At 40.1% G+C, this 15,402-nt stretch carries 14 protein-coding genes; 13 read left to right on the forward strand and 1 reads right to left on the reverse strand.

The window, feature by feature from the left end; all coding sequences use genetic code 11:
- Nucleotides 1-437: 437 nt before the first annotated feature.
- On the reverse strand, nt 438-1,424 hold the full coding sequence (locus FJR77_RS02920; protein ID WP_000176427.1) for an L-lactate dehydrogenase: 987 nt from the start codon (nt 1,422-1,424) through the stop codon (nt 438-440).
- Nucleotides 1,425-1,617: 193 nt separating this feature from the next.
- On the opposite strand from FJR77_RS02920, the gene gyrA reads away from it, so the two are divergent.
- The 13 genes from gyrA (at nt 1,618) to FJR77_RS02985 (ending at nt 15,398) form a co-directional block, all read left to right on the forward strand.
- Nucleotides 1,618-4,086: a DNA gyrase subunit A gene (gene gyrA / locus FJR77_RS02925; RefSeq protein ID WP_140832531.1), complete on the forward strand. Its 2,469-nt coding sequence runs from the start codon at nt 1,618-1,620 to the stop codon at nt 4,084-4,086.
- The gene (locus tag FJR77_RS02930) at nt 4,086-4,829 is read left to right on the forward strand and encodes a class A sortase (RefSeq protein ID WP_049535229.1); all 744 of its coding nucleotides are present in this window, start codon (nt 4,086-4,088) and stop codon (nt 4,827-4,829) included. Before gyrA ends, FJR77_RS02930 begins: the two co-directional genes overlap by 1 nt.
- A gap of 484 nt (nt 4,830-5,313) precedes the next feature.
- Nucleotides 5,314-6,111 (forward strand): formate/nitrite transporter family protein, encoded by a 798-nt coding sequence (locus FJR77_RS02935; protein ID WP_140860040.1) that lies wholly within the window; start codon nt 5,314-5,316, stop codon nt 6,109-6,111.
- Between the two features lie 291 nt (nt 6,112-6,402).
- A complete protein-coding gene (locus tag FJR77_RS02940) occupies nt 6,403-7,200 on the forward strand; it encodes a formate/nitrite transporter family protein (protein ID WP_140832537.1) in 798 nt (265 codons plus the stop codon).
- Nucleotides 7,201-7,346: 146 nt separating this feature from the next.
- On the forward strand, nt 7,347-8,627 hold the full coding sequence (locus tag FJR77_RS02945) for an O-acetylhomoserine aminocarboxypropyltransferase/cysteine synthase family protein (RefSeq protein WP_060805569.1): 1,281 nt from the start codon (nt 7,347-7,349) through the stop codon (nt 8,625-8,627).
- A 95-nt stretch (nt 8,628-8,722) separates the two neighbouring features.
- The gene (locus FJR77_RS02950) at nt 8,723-9,997 is read left to right on the forward strand and encodes a DUF2130 domain-containing protein (RefSeq protein ID WP_140832541.1); all 1,275 of its coding nucleotides are present in this window, start codon (nt 8,723-8,725) and stop codon (nt 9,995-9,997) included.
- 9 nt (nt 9,998-10,006) lie between these two features.
- A complete protein-coding gene (truB, locus tag FJR77_RS02955) occupies nt 10,007-10,885 on the forward strand; it encodes a tRNA pseudouridine(55) synthase TruB (protein WP_140832544.1) in 879 nt (292 codons plus the stop codon).
- 112 nt (nt 10,886-10,997) lie between these two features.
- A complete protein-coding gene (gene udk / locus FJR77_RS02960) occupies nt 10,998-11,636 on the forward strand; it encodes a uridine kinase (protein ID WP_001181376.1) in 639 nt (212 codons plus the stop codon).
- Nucleotides 11,637-11,763: 127 nt separating this feature from the next.
- Nucleotides 11,764-13,104: an exodeoxyribonuclease VII large subunit gene (xseA, locus tag FJR77_RS02965; RefSeq protein WP_140832547.1), complete on the forward strand. Its 1,341-nt coding sequence runs from the start codon at nt 11,764-11,766 to the stop codon at nt 13,102-13,104.
- A complete protein-coding gene (locus tag FJR77_RS02970) occupies nt 13,082-13,294 on the forward strand; it encodes an exodeoxyribonuclease VII small subunit (protein WP_000043226.1) in 213 nt (70 codons plus the stop codon). The genes xseA and FJR77_RS02970 overlap by 23 nt, the downstream gene beginning before the upstream one ends.
- The gene (locus FJR77_RS02975) at nt 13,291-14,166 is read left to right on the forward strand and encodes a polyprenyl synthetase family protein (protein ID WP_140832550.1); all 876 of its coding nucleotides are present in this window, start codon (nt 13,291-13,293) and stop codon (nt 14,164-14,166) included. Before FJR77_RS02970 ends, FJR77_RS02975 begins: the two co-directional genes overlap by 4 nt.
- Entirely contained in the window at nt 14,159-14,974 is an 816-nt protein-coding gene (locus FJR77_RS02980; RefSeq protein WP_140832553.1) for a TlyA family RNA methyltransferase, read from the forward strand. Before FJR77_RS02975 ends, FJR77_RS02980 begins: the two co-directional genes overlap by 8 nt.
- Nucleotides 14,967-15,398 (forward strand): arginine repressor, encoded by a 432-nt coding sequence (locus FJR77_RS02985; protein WP_020900686.1) that lies wholly within the window; start codon nt 14,967-14,969, stop codon nt 15,396-15,398. The genes FJR77_RS02980 and FJR77_RS02985 overlap by 8 nt, the downstream gene beginning before the upstream one ends.
- The last annotated feature ends 4 nt before the right edge of the window (nt 15,399-15,402 follow it).

Here is a 15,402-nt window from a genome sequence, read left to right on the forward strand (position 1 = left end):
ACTGATTCTTTCATGACATTTGTAATATGAGTGTAAATTACAGTTGTTGTTTTATAGTAGATTGAAATAGAATATGAACAAGTTGATTGAGAAATTCAAACTGATTTTTCATAATATTTTATAAACTGATTTGTCCTGCTATTGATTCAACGAACTATAACGTTTCTATGGCTTAAATAAGCTCTGCTGTCTTGTAGAAACGAATGTAAAACAGATATTAATACTCTTCGAAAATCTCTTCAAACCACGTCAGCTTCATCAACAACCTCAAAACAGTGTTTTGAGCTGACTTCGTCAGTTCTATCTACAACCTCAAAGCAGTGCTTTGAGTAACCTGCGGCTAGCTTCCTAGTATGCTCTTTGATTTTCATTGAGTATAAGTTAAAATACAGAAAAAAACAACCCCTTGATGATTCAAGGAGTTGTCTATAGCTAGATTAGTTTTTTGAAGCCGCTTGGAATTCAGGATTTTTCCATGCTTCATCAATGATAGCTTGCAATTCTTTTGCTGAAGCCTGCATTTTTTGAGTTTCTGCGTCGTTCAATGGAATGTTTACTGGACGAACGATACCGTGTGCACCAACGATAGCTGGTTGACCGATAAAGACGTTCTCAACACCATATTGACCTTCTTGGAATACAGAAAGTGGAAGAACTGCATTTTCATCATCAAGGATAGCTTTTGTGATACGAGCAAGGGCTACTGCAATACCGTAGTATGTTGCACCTTTTTTGTTGATGATTGAGTAAGCAGCGTCACGAACTGAGATAAAGAGTTCAACAAGGTCTGCTTCATTCAAGTCACGGTTAGCTTGTAACCATTGTTCCAATTTAACACCGGCAACGTTAGCGTGTGACCAAACGGCAAATTCTGAGTCACCGTGCTCACCCATGATGTAGGCGTGAACTGAACGAGCATCAACACCAATAGTTTCAGCAAGTGCTTGACGGAAACGAGCTGAGTCAAGTGAAGTACCTGAACCGATAACGCGTTCTTTAGGGAATCCAGAGAATTTCCAAGTTGAATAAGTCAAGACATCTACTGGGTTAGCTGCAACAAGGAAGATACCATCAAAACCTGAAGCAACAACTTGCTCAACGATAGATTTGTTAATTGCAAGGTTTTTACCCACAAGGTCAAGACGAGTTTCACCTGGTTTTTGAGGAGCACCGGCTGTGATAACAACAAGATCAGCGTCCGCACAGTCTTCGTACTTAGCAGCGTAGATTTTCTTTGGTGAAGTAAATGCAAGCGCATGGCTAAGGTCTTCAGCATCACCAACAGCTTTTTCAAACAATTGAGGAATTTCAATAATACCAAGTTCTTGTGCGATTCCTTGAGTAACAAGAGCGAAAGCGTAAGATGAACCTACGGCACCATCACCAACAAGGATAACTTTTTTGTGTTGTTTAGTTAGTGTCATTTGTCTAAACATCTCCTTAATTTTATTTAGGGATTTTCCCAGATAGATTCATTCTATCACTTTTAAAAAACTTTGTCACGAATATGCCTTTCAGTTCTTGATGTAAACGTTTTAGCAGGGTAGATGGCTGAAATATAGGATACAATATGGTATAATATACCTGATTACTAATTGTGAAATGAGGCATTTATTAATGCAGGATAAAAATTTAGTGAATGTCAATCTGACAAAGGAGATGAAAACAAGCTTTATCGATTACGCCATGAGTGTTATCGTAGCGCGGGCTCTTCCTGATGTTAGAGATGGCTTGAAGCCTGTTCACCGTCGGATTCTCTACGGAATGAATGAATTAGGTGTTACTCCAGATAAACCCCATAAAAAATCGGCTCGTATTACAGGGGATGTCATGGGTAAATATCACCCACACGGGGATTCCTCTATCTATGAAGCCATGGTCCGTATGGCTCAATGGTGGAGCTACCGTTACATGCTTGTAGATGGCCATGGGAACTTTGGTTCCATGGATGGTGATGGTGCTGCCGCTCAGCGTTATACAGAGGCACGCATGAGTAAGATTGCTCTGGAGATGCTTCGTGATATCAATAAAAATACGGTTGATTTCGTTGATAACTATGATGCCAATGAACGTGAACCCTTGGTCTTGCCAGCTCGTTTTCCAAACCTTTTAGTTAATGGAGCTACTGGTATTGCTGTCGGTATGGCAACCAATATTCCACCTCATAACCTGGGTGAGACCATTGATGCAGTGAAGTTAGTTATGGACAACCCTGAAGTGACTACGAAGGACTTGATGGAAGTCTTGCCTGGGCCAGATTTTCCAACTGGTGCCCTTGTTATGGGGAAATCAGGTATCCGTAAGGCTTACGAAACAGGTAAAGGTTCGATTGTTCTTCGTTCTCGTACTGAAATCGAAGAAACTAAGACAGGCCGTGAGCGCATCGTTGTAACAGAATTTCCTTACATGGTCAACAAAACAAAGGTGCACGAGCATATTGTTCGTTTGGTTCAGGAAAAACGTATTGAGGGGATTACAGCAGTACGTGATGAGTCAAACCGTGAAGGGGTTCGATTTGTTATTGAAGTCAAGCGTGATGCCTCAGCCAATGTTATCCTCAACAACCTCTTCAAGATGACCCAGATGCAAACCAACTTTGGTTTTAATATGCTTGCAATCCAAAATGGGGTACCGAAGATTTTGTCTCTTCGTCAGATTTTGGATGCCTATATCGAGCACCAAAAAGAAGTGGTTGTTCGTCGTACCCGTTTTGATAAGGAAAAAGCGGAAGCGCGTGCTCATATCTTAGAAGGTCTCTTAATCGCACTCGACTATATTGACGAAGTGATTCGTATCATCCGTGCTAGTGAAACAGATGCGGAAGCACAAGCTGAGTTGATGAGCAAGTTTAAACTTTCTGAACGTCAAAGTCAGGCCATCCTTGATATGCGTCTTCGTCGTTTAACAGGTTTAGAACGTGATAAGATTCAGTCTGAGTATGATGACCTCTTGGCTCTGATTGCGGATTTAGCAGATATTCTTGCTAAACCAGAACGTGTTTCTCAAATCATTAAAGATGAATTAGACGAAGTCAAGCGTAAGTTTGGCGACCAACGCCGTACTGAATTGATGGTTGGTGAAGTCTTAAGCCTCGAAGATGAGGATTTGATTGAAGAATCGGATGTCTTGATCACTCTTTCTAACAAAGGATACATTAAACGTCTAGATCAGGATGAATTTACTGCTCAAAAACGTGGAGGTCGCGGTGTTCAAGGGACAGGTGTCAAAGATGATGATTTTGTCAGAGAGTTAGTGTCAACTAGCACTCATGATCATTTACTCTTCTTCACAAATAAAGGACGTGTCTATCGTCTTAAAGGTTATGAAATTCCTGAGTATGGCCGTACAGCTAAGGGCTTGCCAGTCGTCAATCTTTTGAAATTGGATGAAGGTGAAAGCATTCAGACCATCATCAATGTTGAATCTGAACGTAGCGATGACGCTTATCTCTTCTTCACAACCCGTCATGGTATTGTGAAGAGAACTAGTGTTAAGGAATTTGCTAACATTCGCCAGAATGGTCTCAAGGCTTTGAACCTCAAGGATGAAGATGAGTTGATTAATGTCTTGTTGACGGAAGAAGATACGGATATTATCATTGGTACCAAGTTTGGTTATGCAGTTCGCTTTAATCAATCAACCGTTCGCGGCATGAGTCGTATCGCCACAGGTGTGAAAGGTGTTAATCTCCGTGAGGGAGACACAGTAGTTGGTGCTAGCGTAATTACTGATCAAGATGAGGTTCTTATCATTACTGAAAAAGGATATGGTAAGCGTACAGTTGCTACTGAATACCCAACTAAAGGTCGTGGTGGTAAAGGGATGAAGACGGCCAACGTTGCTGAGAAAAACGGTCCTCTATCAGGTCTCTTGACTGTGAAAGGTGATGAAGACTTGATGATTATCACTGATACTGGTGTCATGATTCGAACTAATGTTGCCAATATTTCACAAACAGGGCGTTCAACTATGGGAGTTAAAGTAATGCGCCTGGACCAAGATGCCAAAATTGTGACCTTTACGACGGTTGCAGCGGCAGAAAAAGAAGAAGTTGGGGCAGAAAACAAAACAGAAGGTGAAGCATAATGTCTCAAAAAAATAAAAAAAAGAAAACAAACCGTAAAAATTTACTAATCAATATTTTAGCAGGATTCTTAATTCTATTATCAATTGCTTTGATTTTTAATGCTAAACTGCGTGATATGGTCATGGTTTGGAATACGAATAAGTACCAAGTTAGTCAGGTCTCAAAAGAGAAATTAGAAGAAAATCAAGAAACAGAAGGAAATTTTGATTTTGACTCGGTCAAAGCAATCTCTTCTGAAGCTGTTTTAGCTTCTCAATGGGATACTCAAAAATTACCAGTTATTGGTGGAATTGCTATTCCTGAATTAGAAATGAATCTGCCGATTTTTAAAGGATTGAATAACGTAAATCTATATTATGGTGCTGGTACTATGAAGCGTGACCAAGTGATGGGAGAAGGAAATTATAGTCTAGCTAGTCATCATATTTTTGGTGTTGATAATGCTAATAAAATGTTATTCTCTCCTTTGGATAATGCTAAAAATGGTATGAAAATTTATCTAACTGATAAAAATAAAGTTTATACTTATGAAATACGTGAAGTCAAACGTGTTACACCAGATCGTGTTGATGAGGTTGATGATAGAGAAGGGGTCAATGAGATCACATTAGTAACCTGTGAAGACCTTGCTGCTACAGAACGTATTATTGTAAAAGGTGATTTGAAAGAAACAAAAGATTATTCGCAGACATCTGATGAAATTTTAACAGCTTTCAATCAACCATATAAACAATTTAGTTAAGATAAGTCAGTGAAAAGATGATATCTGGAGAGGACAATCCTTGTCTTCTCCATTTTATATTTAGAGCTATGAAAATTTGTTTATTGCAGTTGTTATAGTATATTGAAATAGAATCTGAACAAATTGATTAAGGAATTTAAAGCAATTTCTATAAATATTTTAGAAGAGATATTGTGAGATTCTAGATTCAATCTACTATAATATTCTGAAAATCAAAAATATTAAGTTTAATGATGTTACTAGTAATCTTACTTAGTTTTGGAATACTCTCATTGAGGGATGGTGATGATTTTATCTTTATCCTTAAGAAATGTTTTAAAGACAGAGTGAAACAAAGGTGGAGGTTGTTGACTCTTTTTATACCATAACTAATAATACAAAGTGTGTAATCTTAAAGTAGATATAAATAGTTAAATTTTAAAAAAATTATTATTTGTTTATTTTTTATGTTATAATAACAAATATAAAGAGTTAGGAGATGTTTATGAGTTCTTCAGAGTTTATTTCGAAGATAGATTATTATTGCCATAAGAAAGAAAGTCTTTTCAAGCAAAGTAAGTTCAAATATGCTATTCGTTCCATGTTTGCAGGTGCTTTTTTAACCTTCAGTACAGCTGCTGGTGCTATTGGTGCAGATTTACTTAATAGTATTGTTCCAAGTAGTGGGTATTTCCTTTTCCCATTTGTTTTTGCTTGGGGGCTGGTTTATATTGTCTTCTTAAATGCGGAATTGGTAACTTCCAACATGATGTACCTAACAGCAGGCGCATTTTTAAAAAAGATGGATTGGAAAAAGGCAATGATTATTTTACTATATTGTACTTTGTTTAATCTCATTGGTGCCTTGGTAGCTGGATGGGCCTTTGCCAACTCGTCGGCCTTTTCCCATTTGACCCATGATAGTTTCCTTCCTAAGCTTGTAGCCAAGAAATTGGCGCGTCCAAGTGATTTAGTCTTACTTGAGGGAATTCTTGCCAATGTATTTGTAAATATTGCCATTCTTTCATCTATACTAGTTAAAGATGGTGCCGCTAAACTATGGATTATTTTATCAGCTATTTCCATGTTTGTCTTCTTGTCCAATGAGCATATTGCTGCCAATTTTGCTTCCTTTAGTATTATGAAATTCAGCATGATTGCTGATCAAGTACCTCACTTTGATCTTCCAAATATCCTTCGACATTGTGATGTAACTTTCATTGCTAACTTTATAGGTGGAGGTCTTCTGATTGGTTTACCGTATGCCTTTCTAAATAAGAATGAAGATATATATGTTGATTAAGAAGAGTTAGTGTATCAGGGAGAATCAGAACGATTCTCTCTTTTTCTTTTACAAAATAGGCTTGCAGAGAAAATCGTTTTTAAATTGTAACAATAAAATATATTAAATAGAATAAAAGTTAGTCCATGAAATCACGATATTCTGATAATTAAAAATTCTAAAAGCTTGTTATTAAAACTATGTAAACGATTGCTGAATTTTTAAATTTATCAAAAATAGAATTAGGAAAGGCTTTTCATTATAGCTATTTTATGTTATAATTATCACAAATAAAAGCTTTAGGAGTTTATTATGGTTTCTTCAGAATTTATCTCAAAGATTGAATTTGCTTGCAAGAAGAAAGAAAGTCTTTATAGTCAAAGCAAATTGAAGTATGCGATTCGTTCCATGTTCGCAGGTGCATTTTTAACCTTCAGTACTGCCGCAGGTGCAGTTGGAGCTGACTTGATTAATAAAATTGCACCAGGTAGTGGACGCTTCCTCTTCCCATTTGTATTTGCTTGGGGATTGGCCTACATTGTTTTCTTGAATGCTGAGTTGGTAACATCAAACATGATGTTCTTAACTGCTGGTAGTTTCTTGAAAAAAATTTCTTGGAGAAAAACAGCTGAGATTTTACTTTACTGTACCTTGTTCAACCTTATCGGGGCTTTGATAGCAGGTTGGGGCTTTGCTCATTCGGCAGCCTATGCAAATCTGACTCACGATAGTTTCATCTCAGGTGTTGTTGAGATGAAGTTAGGCCGTTCCAATGAGCTAGTCTTGCTTGAGGCGATTTTGGCAAATATTTTCGTAAATATTGCGATTCTTTCATTTGTTTTGGTGAAAGACGGTGGTGCTAAACTTTGGCTCGTTTTATCAGCAATTTACATGTTTGTATTTTTAACAAACGAACACATTGCTGCGAACTTTGCTTCTTTTGCGATTGTAAAATTCAGTGTTGCTGCTGATTCAATTGCTAACTTCGGTGTTGGAAATATGCTTCGTCACTGGGGTGTAACCTTCGTTGGAAACTTGATTGGCGGTGGTCTCTTGATGGGTCTTCCATATGCCTTCCTCAATAAAAACGAAGATACTTATGTAGATTAAGAAAATAAGCACGATTGAGTCGTGCTTTTTCGTTTTTAAAATAGGGCAATAGCTATTTTCTATATCAAAATATAGAAAATTGATATTGGTAAACTATAACTCAAGGTGTTACAATATCCTTAATCAAACTATTTGGAGGTCGTTTTATGACTCGTGATTTTAAATTTGAAACTTTGCAACTACACGCTGGTCAAGTTGTGGATCCAGCAACTAAGTCTCGTGCAGTGCCTATTTATCAAACAACATCCTTTGTTTTTGATGACACGCAGGAAGGTGCCGATTTGTTTGCCTTGAGAAAACCAGGTAATATCTATACTCGTATCACCAACCCTACAACAGCTGCCTTTGAAGAAAGAATTGCTGCCCTTGAAGGTGGCGTTGGAGCTCTTGCAACAGCATCAGGTATGGCCGCGGTTACTTATACGATTTTGGCTCTTGCACATGCTGGTGATCATGTAGTAGCAGCATCAACTATTTACGGTGGAACCTTTAATCTCTTGAAAGAAACCCTTCCTCGTTATGGTATCACAACAACCTTTGTGGATGTAGATAATTTGGAGGAAGTAGAAGCAGCTATCAATGACAATACCAAGCTTGTCTTGATTGAAACCTTGGGGAATCCCTTGATTAACATTCCTGACTTGGAAAAATTGGCTGAGATTGCGCATAAACATCAGATTCCACTCGTTTCTGACAATACCTTTGCTACACCTTATTTGATTAATGTTTTTTCTCACGGTGTAGATATTGCCATTCACTCTGCGACTAAGTTTATCGGTGGGCATGGTACAACTATTGGTGGAGTGATTGTCGACAGCGGTCGTTTTGACTGGGCAGCTTCAGGGAAATTTCCTCAATTTGTTGAGGAAGACCCAAGTTATCATAACTTGAGCTATACTCGTGATGTGGGTGCAGCAGCTTTTATTATCGCTGTCCGTGTTCAATTGCTCCGTGATACAGGGGCGGCCTTGTCGCCATTTAATGCCTTTCTCTTGCTACAAGGACTTGAAACCCTTTCTCTTCGTGTAGAACGTCATGTGCAAAATGCAGAGAAAATTGTTGATTTCCTTGTCAACCATCCTAAGGTAGAAAAAGTCAACTATCCAAAACTTGCAGATAGTCCTTACCATGCCTTGGCTGAGAAATATTTACCAAAAGGTGTGGGTTCCATCTTTACCTTCCATGTCAAAGGTGGGGAGGCAGAAGCACGCAAGGTAATTGATCATTTAGAAATCTTCTCTGACCTAGCAAACGTTGCAGATGCCAAATCGCTTGTTGTCCATCCAGCTACAACTACTCACGGTCAATTGTCAGAAAAAGATCTAGAAGCAGCAGGTGTCACACCAAACCAAATTCGTTTGTCAATCGGTCTTGAAAATGTAGATGATTTGATTGAAGACTTGCGCTTGGCCTTGGAAAAAATTTAAAGTAAAAGAAGATAAACAGTGGGTTTCGACTCGCTGTTTTTGATTTTCCCTCAGGCATGATATAATGGTTAAAGAAGTCTAGAAAGAGGAACGATATGAACGAAATCAAATGTCCCAACTGTGGGGAAGTCTTTACAGTAAATGAGAGTCAGTATGCGGAACTTCTGTCCCAAGTGAGAACAGCAGAGTTTGATAAGGAACTACATGATCGGATGAAGCAGGAACTGGCCTTGGCTGAGCAAAAGGCCATGAATGAACAACAGTCTAAACTGGCTCAAAAAGACCAAGAAATTGCACAATTGCAGAGTCAAATCCAAAACTTTGATACAGAGAAAGAGTTGGCCAAGAAAGAAGTTGAACAGACAAGCCATGAGGCTTTATTAGCAAAGGACAAGGAAGTACAGGCCTTGGAAAACCAATTGGCTACCTTGCGTTTGGAACATGAAAATCAACTACAAAAGACCCTTTCTGACCTTGAAAAAGAACGTGATCAGGTCAAAAATCAGCTCCTCTTGCAAGAAAAGGAAAACGAGTTGTCTTTGGCTTCTGTTAAACAAAACTATGAAGCACAGCTCAAAGCAGCTAGTGAACAGGTCGAGTTCTATAAGAATTTTAAAGCCCAACAATCTACAAAAGCCATCGGGGAAAGTCTGGAACACTATGCAGAGAGTGAGTTTAACAAGGTCCGTAGTTTTGCCTTTCCAAATGCTTACTTTGAGAAGGATAACAAGGTCTCTGCGCGTGGTTCCAAAGGAGACTTTATCTTCCGTGAATGCGATGAAAATGGGGTAGAGATTATCTCCATCATGTTTGAGATGAAAAATGAAGCAGATGGAACAGAGAAGAAGCACAAGAATGCAGATTTTTACAAGGAATTAGACAAGGACCGTCGGGAGAAGAACTGTGAGTATGCGGTTTTGGTGTCTATGCTTGAAGCTGATAACGACTACTTTAACACAGGGATTGTAGACGTTAGCCATGAGTATGAAAAGATGTATGTGATTCGCCCTCAGTTCTTTATCCAGTTGATCGGGCTCTTGCGTAATGCTGCGCTTAATTCTCTAAAATATAAGCAGGAGTTGGCCTTGGTTCGGGAGCAAAATATTGATATCACTCATTTTGAAGAAGATTTGGATGCCTTTAAACTAGCCTTTGCCAAGAATTACAACTCTGCTTCAACCAATTTTGGTAAAGCCATTGATGAAATCGACAAGGCCATTAAGCGCATGGAAGAAGTTAAGAAATTCCTGACAACATCGGAAAACCAACTCAGACTAGCTAATAATAAGCTGGAAGACGTTTCAGTAAAAAAACTAACTCGAAAAAATCCAACCATGAAAGCTAAATTTGAAGCATTGAAGGGGGAGTAGAAAGTAAGAATGAACGGTATTATTAACTTAAAAAAAGAAGCGGGAATGACCTCGCATGATGCGGTTTTTAAACTGCGTAAGATTTTGGGAACCAAGAAAATTGGACATGGTGGGACCTTGGATCCGGATGTAGTGGGTGTTTTGCCCATTGCGGTTGGCAAGGCGACCCGTATGGTAGAGTTTATGCAGGATGAGGGCAAGGTCTATGAGGGGGAGATTACTCTCGGCTATTCAACAACGACTGAGGATGCCAGTGGAGAAGTGGTCGCAGAGACTCCTGTTTTGTCGCCCTTGGATGAAAAGCTTGTCGATGAAGCGATTGCTAGCTTGACTGGGCTTATCAAACAGACTCCGCCTATGTATTCGGCTGTCAAGGTCAATGGTCGCAAGCTTTATGAGTATGCGCGTGCTGGTCAGGAAGTGGAACGTCCAGAACGTCAGGTGACCATTTATCAATTTGAGCGAACAAGTCCGATTTCTTATGATGGACATCTTGCGCGATTCACTTTTCGTGTGAAATGTAGCAAAGGAACTTATATTCGTACCTTGTCAGTTGACTTGGGAGAGAAACTTGGTTATGCAGCTCATATGTCACATCTGACTCGTACTAGTGCAGCCGGTTTACAGCTAGAGGATGCTCTTACATTGGAAGAAATTGCTTCAAAAGTGGAGGATGGTCAACTTGACTTTCTCCATCCTCTAGAGATTGGGACGGGGGATCTTGTCAAAGTTTTCCTAAGTCCAGAAGAGGCTACAGAAGTGCGCTTTGGTCGTTTTATAGAGCTCGACCAAACAGAACAAGAATTGGCTGCCTTTGAAGATGACAAATTACTAGCCATTCTTGAAAAACGGGGGGATCTTTACAAGCCAAGGAAGGTTTTTAGCTAGTATAATTGAAGTGTAGAAATTGGAATTGTTTCTCCTAAACTATCCAAACCAGACTATAAATTTTGTAAAAAATGTGATAGAATAGACGACGGATAAAAAAACGGAGGATAGCATGCAAAATAGACCAATCATTATCGGAGTGACAGGTGGTTCTGGTGGAGGTAAGACCAGTGTTTCAAGAGCCATTTTATCGCATTTCCCTGATGAAAAGATTTCCATGATTGAGCATGATTCATATTACAAGGATCAGTCTCACTTGACCTTTGAAGAGCGTGTCAAAACCAACTATGACCATCCTTTTGCCTTTGATACAGACTTGATGATCGAACAGATTAAGGAGTTGTTGGCAGGGCGTCCGGTCGACATTCCGACTTATGACTATACAGAGCATACACGAAGCAGCAAGACCTATCGTCAGGAGCCTCAAGATGTCTTTATCGTTGAAGGGATTTTGGTCCTGGAGGACAAGCGTCTGCGTGATTTGATGGATATCAAGATTTTTGTGGATACAGATGATGATGTGCGCATTATTCGTCGTATCAAGCGTGATATGGAAGAACGTGGCCGTAGCCTTGATAGCGTTATTGACCAGTACTTAGGTGTTGTCAAACCCATGTACCATCAGTTTATCGAGCCAACCAAGCGGTATGCTGATATCGTCATTCCTGAGGGAGTCAGCAATACTGTCGCTATTGACCTTTTGACAACCAAGATTGCAAAGATTTTGGAAGAAGCTCGAAACAGCAAATAAACAGATGTGGAGGCCTTGCCTCCTTTTTCTATTTTTCCCTCATAATGGTACATAAATGGAGATTTTTAGGCATATTTTTGGTATAATAATACCCATGAAAGAGCAAGAAAATGAGTAGTAGGTGGAGATGGAAAAGTATTTATCGGTAACAACTTTGACCAAGTATCTGAAAATGAAATTCGATAAAGACCCTTACTTGGAACGGGTCTATTTAACTGGTCAAGTTTCCAACTTTCGTAAACGACCTACTCACCAATATTTCTCCCTAAAGGATGACCATGCAGTCATTCAAGCGACTATCTGGTCTGGGATTTATCAGAAATTAGGATTCGACCTGGAAGAAGGAATGAAAATCAATGTGATTGGGCGTGTACAGGTCTATGAACCAAGTGGTAGCTACTCCATCATCATTGAAAAGGCTGAGCCTGATGGGGTTGGTGCGCTTGCGATTCAGTTTGAACAACTCAAGAAAAAATTGACAGAAGAAGGTCTGTTTCAAGAACGCTTCAAGCAAGCTCTGCCCCAATTTTCTAAGAGAATTGGTGTAGTGACCAGTCGCAGTGGAGCCGTTATTCGAGATATTATCACGACCGTTAGCAGACGCTTTCCAGGTGTCGACATTCTTCTCTATCCGACCAAGGTGCAAGGTGAGGGTTCTGCGGAGGAAATTGCTCGTAATATTGCGCGTGCTAATCAACGGGACGATTTGGACTTGCTCATTATTGGTCGTGGTGGAGGTTCTATCGAGGACCTTTGGGCCTTTAACGAAGAGATTGTGGTACGAGCTATTTTTGAATCTCGTTTGCCAGTTATCTCTAGTGTGGGGCATGAGACTGATGTGACCTTGGCAGATTTTGTAGCAGATCGTCGCGCTGCGACACCAACGGCTGCTGCTGAACTGGCAACACCTGTGACCAAGTTGGATGTATTAGCTCATTTACAAAATCAGGAAAAACGGATGGCAACAGCAGTCCGAAATGTTCTATCTAAGAAACAAGAAGCTTTGAAAAAATGCAGTAAGTCTGTTATCTTTAGACAGCCAGAGCGCTTGTATGACGGTTATTTGCAACGCTTGGATCAACTACAACTGCGCTTGAAACAAAGTTTGCGAACACGGATTTCTGATAACAAACAGATAGTACAAGCAAGGACGCATCGACTGGTTCAATTATCGCCTGTTACCAAAATCCAACGCTATCAAGACCTTCTAGGTCAGTTGGACAAGCTTCTCTGTAGCCAAATGGCTCTGATTTATGATGCCAAAGTTGCTGAGGTCAAGAGATTATCAGAAGCCTTGCTGATGTTGGATACCAGTCGAATCGTGGCGCGTGGTTATGCTATTGTCAAAAAAGAAGATTCCGTAGTCGATTCGGTTGAGAGTTTGAAGAAAAAAGACCAAGTGATGCTTTTGATGCGAGATGGTCAAGTAGAATTAGAGGTTAAAGATGTCAAAACAAAAGAAATTTGAGGAAAATCTAGCAGAACTGGAAACCATTGTCCAAAGTTTGGAAAATGGTGAGATTGCTTTGGAAGATGCGATTGCTGCCTTTCAAAAGGGCATGGTCTTATCAAAAGAACTCCAAGCAACGCTGGACAAGGCTGAAAAAACCTTGGTTAAGGTCATGCAAGAAGACGGAACAGAAAGTGATTTTGAATGAAAAAGCAAGAAAAATTAGCTCTTGTCGAGTCGGCTTTGGAAGCCTTTTATGGAGACCAGCAGTTTGCCTCTAGTTTGCGAGAGTCTGTTCTCTATTCCATTCATGCTGGTGGCAAGCGTATTCGACCTTTTCTTCTGCTAGAAGTTCTGGAAGCCTTGCAGGTCGCTATTAAACCGGCTCACGCGCAGGTAGCTGCGGCCTTGGAAATGATCCATACAGGGAGCTTGATTCATGATGATCTTCCAGCTATGGATGATGACGATTACCGTCGAGGGCGGTTAACCAATCACAAGAAATTTGGCGAAGCAATGGCCATTTTGGCAGGAGATGCTTTATTCCTAGATCCCTATGCCTTGATAGCACAGGCAGATTTGCCAAGTCAAATCAAGGTGGACTTGATTGCTAAATTATCGCTTGCTTCAGGAAGTCTAGGCATGGTGGCAGGGCAGGTTTTGGACATGGAAGGTGAACATCAGCATTTGTCTTTGGAAGAACTTCAGACCATTCATGCTAATAAGACTGGAAAACTACTAGCTTATCCCTTCCAAGCGGCTGCTATTATTGCTGAATTGGCTCCTGAAATGCAGGCAAAGCTGAAAACTGTTGGTGAATTGATTGGGCTTGCTTTTCAGGTCAGAGACGATGTGCTGGATGTGACCGCTAGTTTTGAGGAAATCGGTAAGACACCACAAAAGGATCTACAGGCAGAAAAATCAACCTATCCTGCTTTGTTGGGCTTGGAAGAAGCCATTGCCTTTTGTAACCAAACTCTGGATCAAGCTAATGCTAAATTAGAAGAAATTGCCCAGCAGGTTCCCTTTGAAATAGAATCGATTGTAAGTGTAGTAGAAAGTTTGAGAATCAATGGCTAAGGAAAGAGTGGATGTACTAGCTTATAAACAGGGCTTGTTTGAAACGAGAGAGCAGGCCAAGCGCGGTGTCATGGCTGGTCTAGTTGTAGCAGTTCTTAACGGAGAGCGGTTTGACAAGCCAGGAGAGAAAATTCCAGATGACACCGAGTTAAAACTCAAGGGTGAAAAACTCAAGTATGTCAGCCGTGGTGGCTTGAAATTAGAAAAGGCCTTGCAGGTCTTTGATTTGTCAGTGGAAGGAGCTACAACGATTGATATCGGGGCCTCTACTGGAGGTTTTACCGATGTCATGTTGCAGAATGGTGCCGGGTTGGTCTTTGCAGTCGATGTCGGTACCAATCAGTTGGCTTGGAAATTACGCCAAGATCCACGGGTTGTCAGCATGGAGCAGTTTAATTTCCGCTATGCTGAAAAGACTGATTTTGAGCAGGAACCGAGCTTTGCCAGCATTGATGTGAGTTTCATTTCCCTCAGTCTGATCCTTCCAGCTTTGCACCGTGTGTTGGCCGAGCAAGGTCAGGTTGTGGCTCTGGTTAAGCCTCAGTTTGAGGCAGGACGTGAGCAGATTGGGAAAAATGGAATCATTCGTGATGCCAAGGTCCATCAACATGTCCTTGAATCTGTCACAGCTATGGCAGTAGAGGAAGGCTTTTCAGTCCTTGGTTTGGACTTTTCTCCCATCCAAGGTGGACATGGAAATATTGAGTTTTTAGCGTATTTGAAAAAAGAAGAGTCAGCAAGCAATCAGGTTCTTGCTGAGATTGAAGAAGTAGTAGAGAGGGCGCATAGTCAATTTAAAAATGAATAAAAAAGAGAGACTTGAAAAAATTAGACGATTTGTGACAGATTATCAAATCGGTACGCAAGAAGAAATCGTAGAACATTTGAAAGAAGCAGGCATCACCGCCACTCAAGCGACGGTATCCCGAGATATCAAAGAGCTGGGTATTGTCAAAATTCCTTTGAGAGACAACACCTATGTCTACGAATTGCCAAAATCAATCGTAAAAAGTTTGCAACTGGCTGAAGACAATATTGAGTCAGCTGAATTGATGGACAAGATGATCAATCTCCAGGTTATCCCAGGAAATACAGCTTTTGTAAAAGCTCAGTTAATTGAGACTTTTGCGGATAAGATTTTTAGCTGTTTGGCTGATGATAGCTCGATTTTAGTCATTGCCAGAAGTGAAAGTCTAGCTGAGGAAATCTTTGAACAAGTAAAAAATTGGTAGGTCT

The organism is Streptococcus shenyangsis, assembly GCF_006385785.1.
Lineage (GTDB): Bacteria > Bacillota > Bacilli > Lactobacillales > Streptococcaceae > Streptococcus > Streptococcus shenyangsis.

What these genes read in the sequence shown, in the direction of transcription:
- FJR77_RS02920 (WP_000176427.1), bottom strand. Translation starts at nt 1,424, where the DNA reads ATGACACTAACTAAACAACACAAAAAAGTTATCCTTGTTGGTGATGGT.
- gyrA (WP_140832531.1), top strand. Translation starts at nt 1,618, where the DNA reads ATGCAGGATAAAAATTTAGTGAATGTCAATCTGACAAAGGAGATGAAA.
- FJR77_RS02930 (WP_049535229.1), top strand. Translation starts at nt 4,086, where the DNA reads ATGTCTCAAAAAAATAAAAAAAAGAAAACAAACCGTAAAAATTTACTA.
- FJR77_RS02935 (WP_140860040.1), top strand. Translation starts at nt 5,314, where the DNA reads ATGAGTTCTTCAGAGTTTATTTCGAAGATAGATTATTATTGCCATAAG.
- FJR77_RS02940 (WP_140832537.1), top strand. Translation starts at nt 6,403, where the DNA reads ATGGTTTCTTCAGAATTTATCTCAAAGATTGAATTTGCTTGCAAGAAG.
- FJR77_RS02945 (WP_060805569.1), top strand. Translation starts at nt 7,347, where the DNA reads ATGACTCGTGATTTTAAATTTGAAACTTTGCAACTACACGCTGGTCAA.
- FJR77_RS02950 (WP_140832541.1), top strand. Translation starts at nt 8,723, where the DNA reads ATGAACGAAATCAAATGTCCCAACTGTGGGGAAGTCTTTACAGTAAAT.
- truB (WP_140832544.1), top strand. Translation starts at nt 10,007, where the DNA reads ATGAACGGTATTATTAACTTAAAAAAAGAAGCGGGAATGACCTCGCAT.
- udk (WP_001181376.1), top strand. Translation starts at nt 10,998, where the DNA reads ATGCAAAATAGACCAATCATTATCGGAGTGACAGGTGGTTCTGGTGGA.
- xseA (WP_140832547.1), top strand. Translation starts at nt 11,764, where the DNA reads ATGGAAAAGTATTTATCGGTAACAACTTTGACCAAGTATCTGAAAATG.
- FJR77_RS02970 (WP_000043226.1), top strand. Translation starts at nt 13,082, where the DNA reads ATGTCAAAACAAAAGAAATTTGAGGAAAATCTAGCAGAACTGGAAACC.
- FJR77_RS02975 (WP_140832550.1), top strand. Translation starts at nt 13,291, where the DNA reads ATGAAAAAGCAAGAAAAATTAGCTCTTGTCGAGTCGGCTTTGGAAGCC.
- FJR77_RS02980 (WP_140832553.1), top strand. Translation starts at nt 14,159, where the DNA reads ATGGCTAAGGAAAGAGTGGATGTACTAGCTTATAAACAGGGCTTGTTT.
- FJR77_RS02985 (WP_020900686.1), top strand. Translation starts at nt 14,967, where the DNA reads ATGAATAAAAAAGAGAGACTTGAAAAAATTAGACGATTTGTGACAGAT.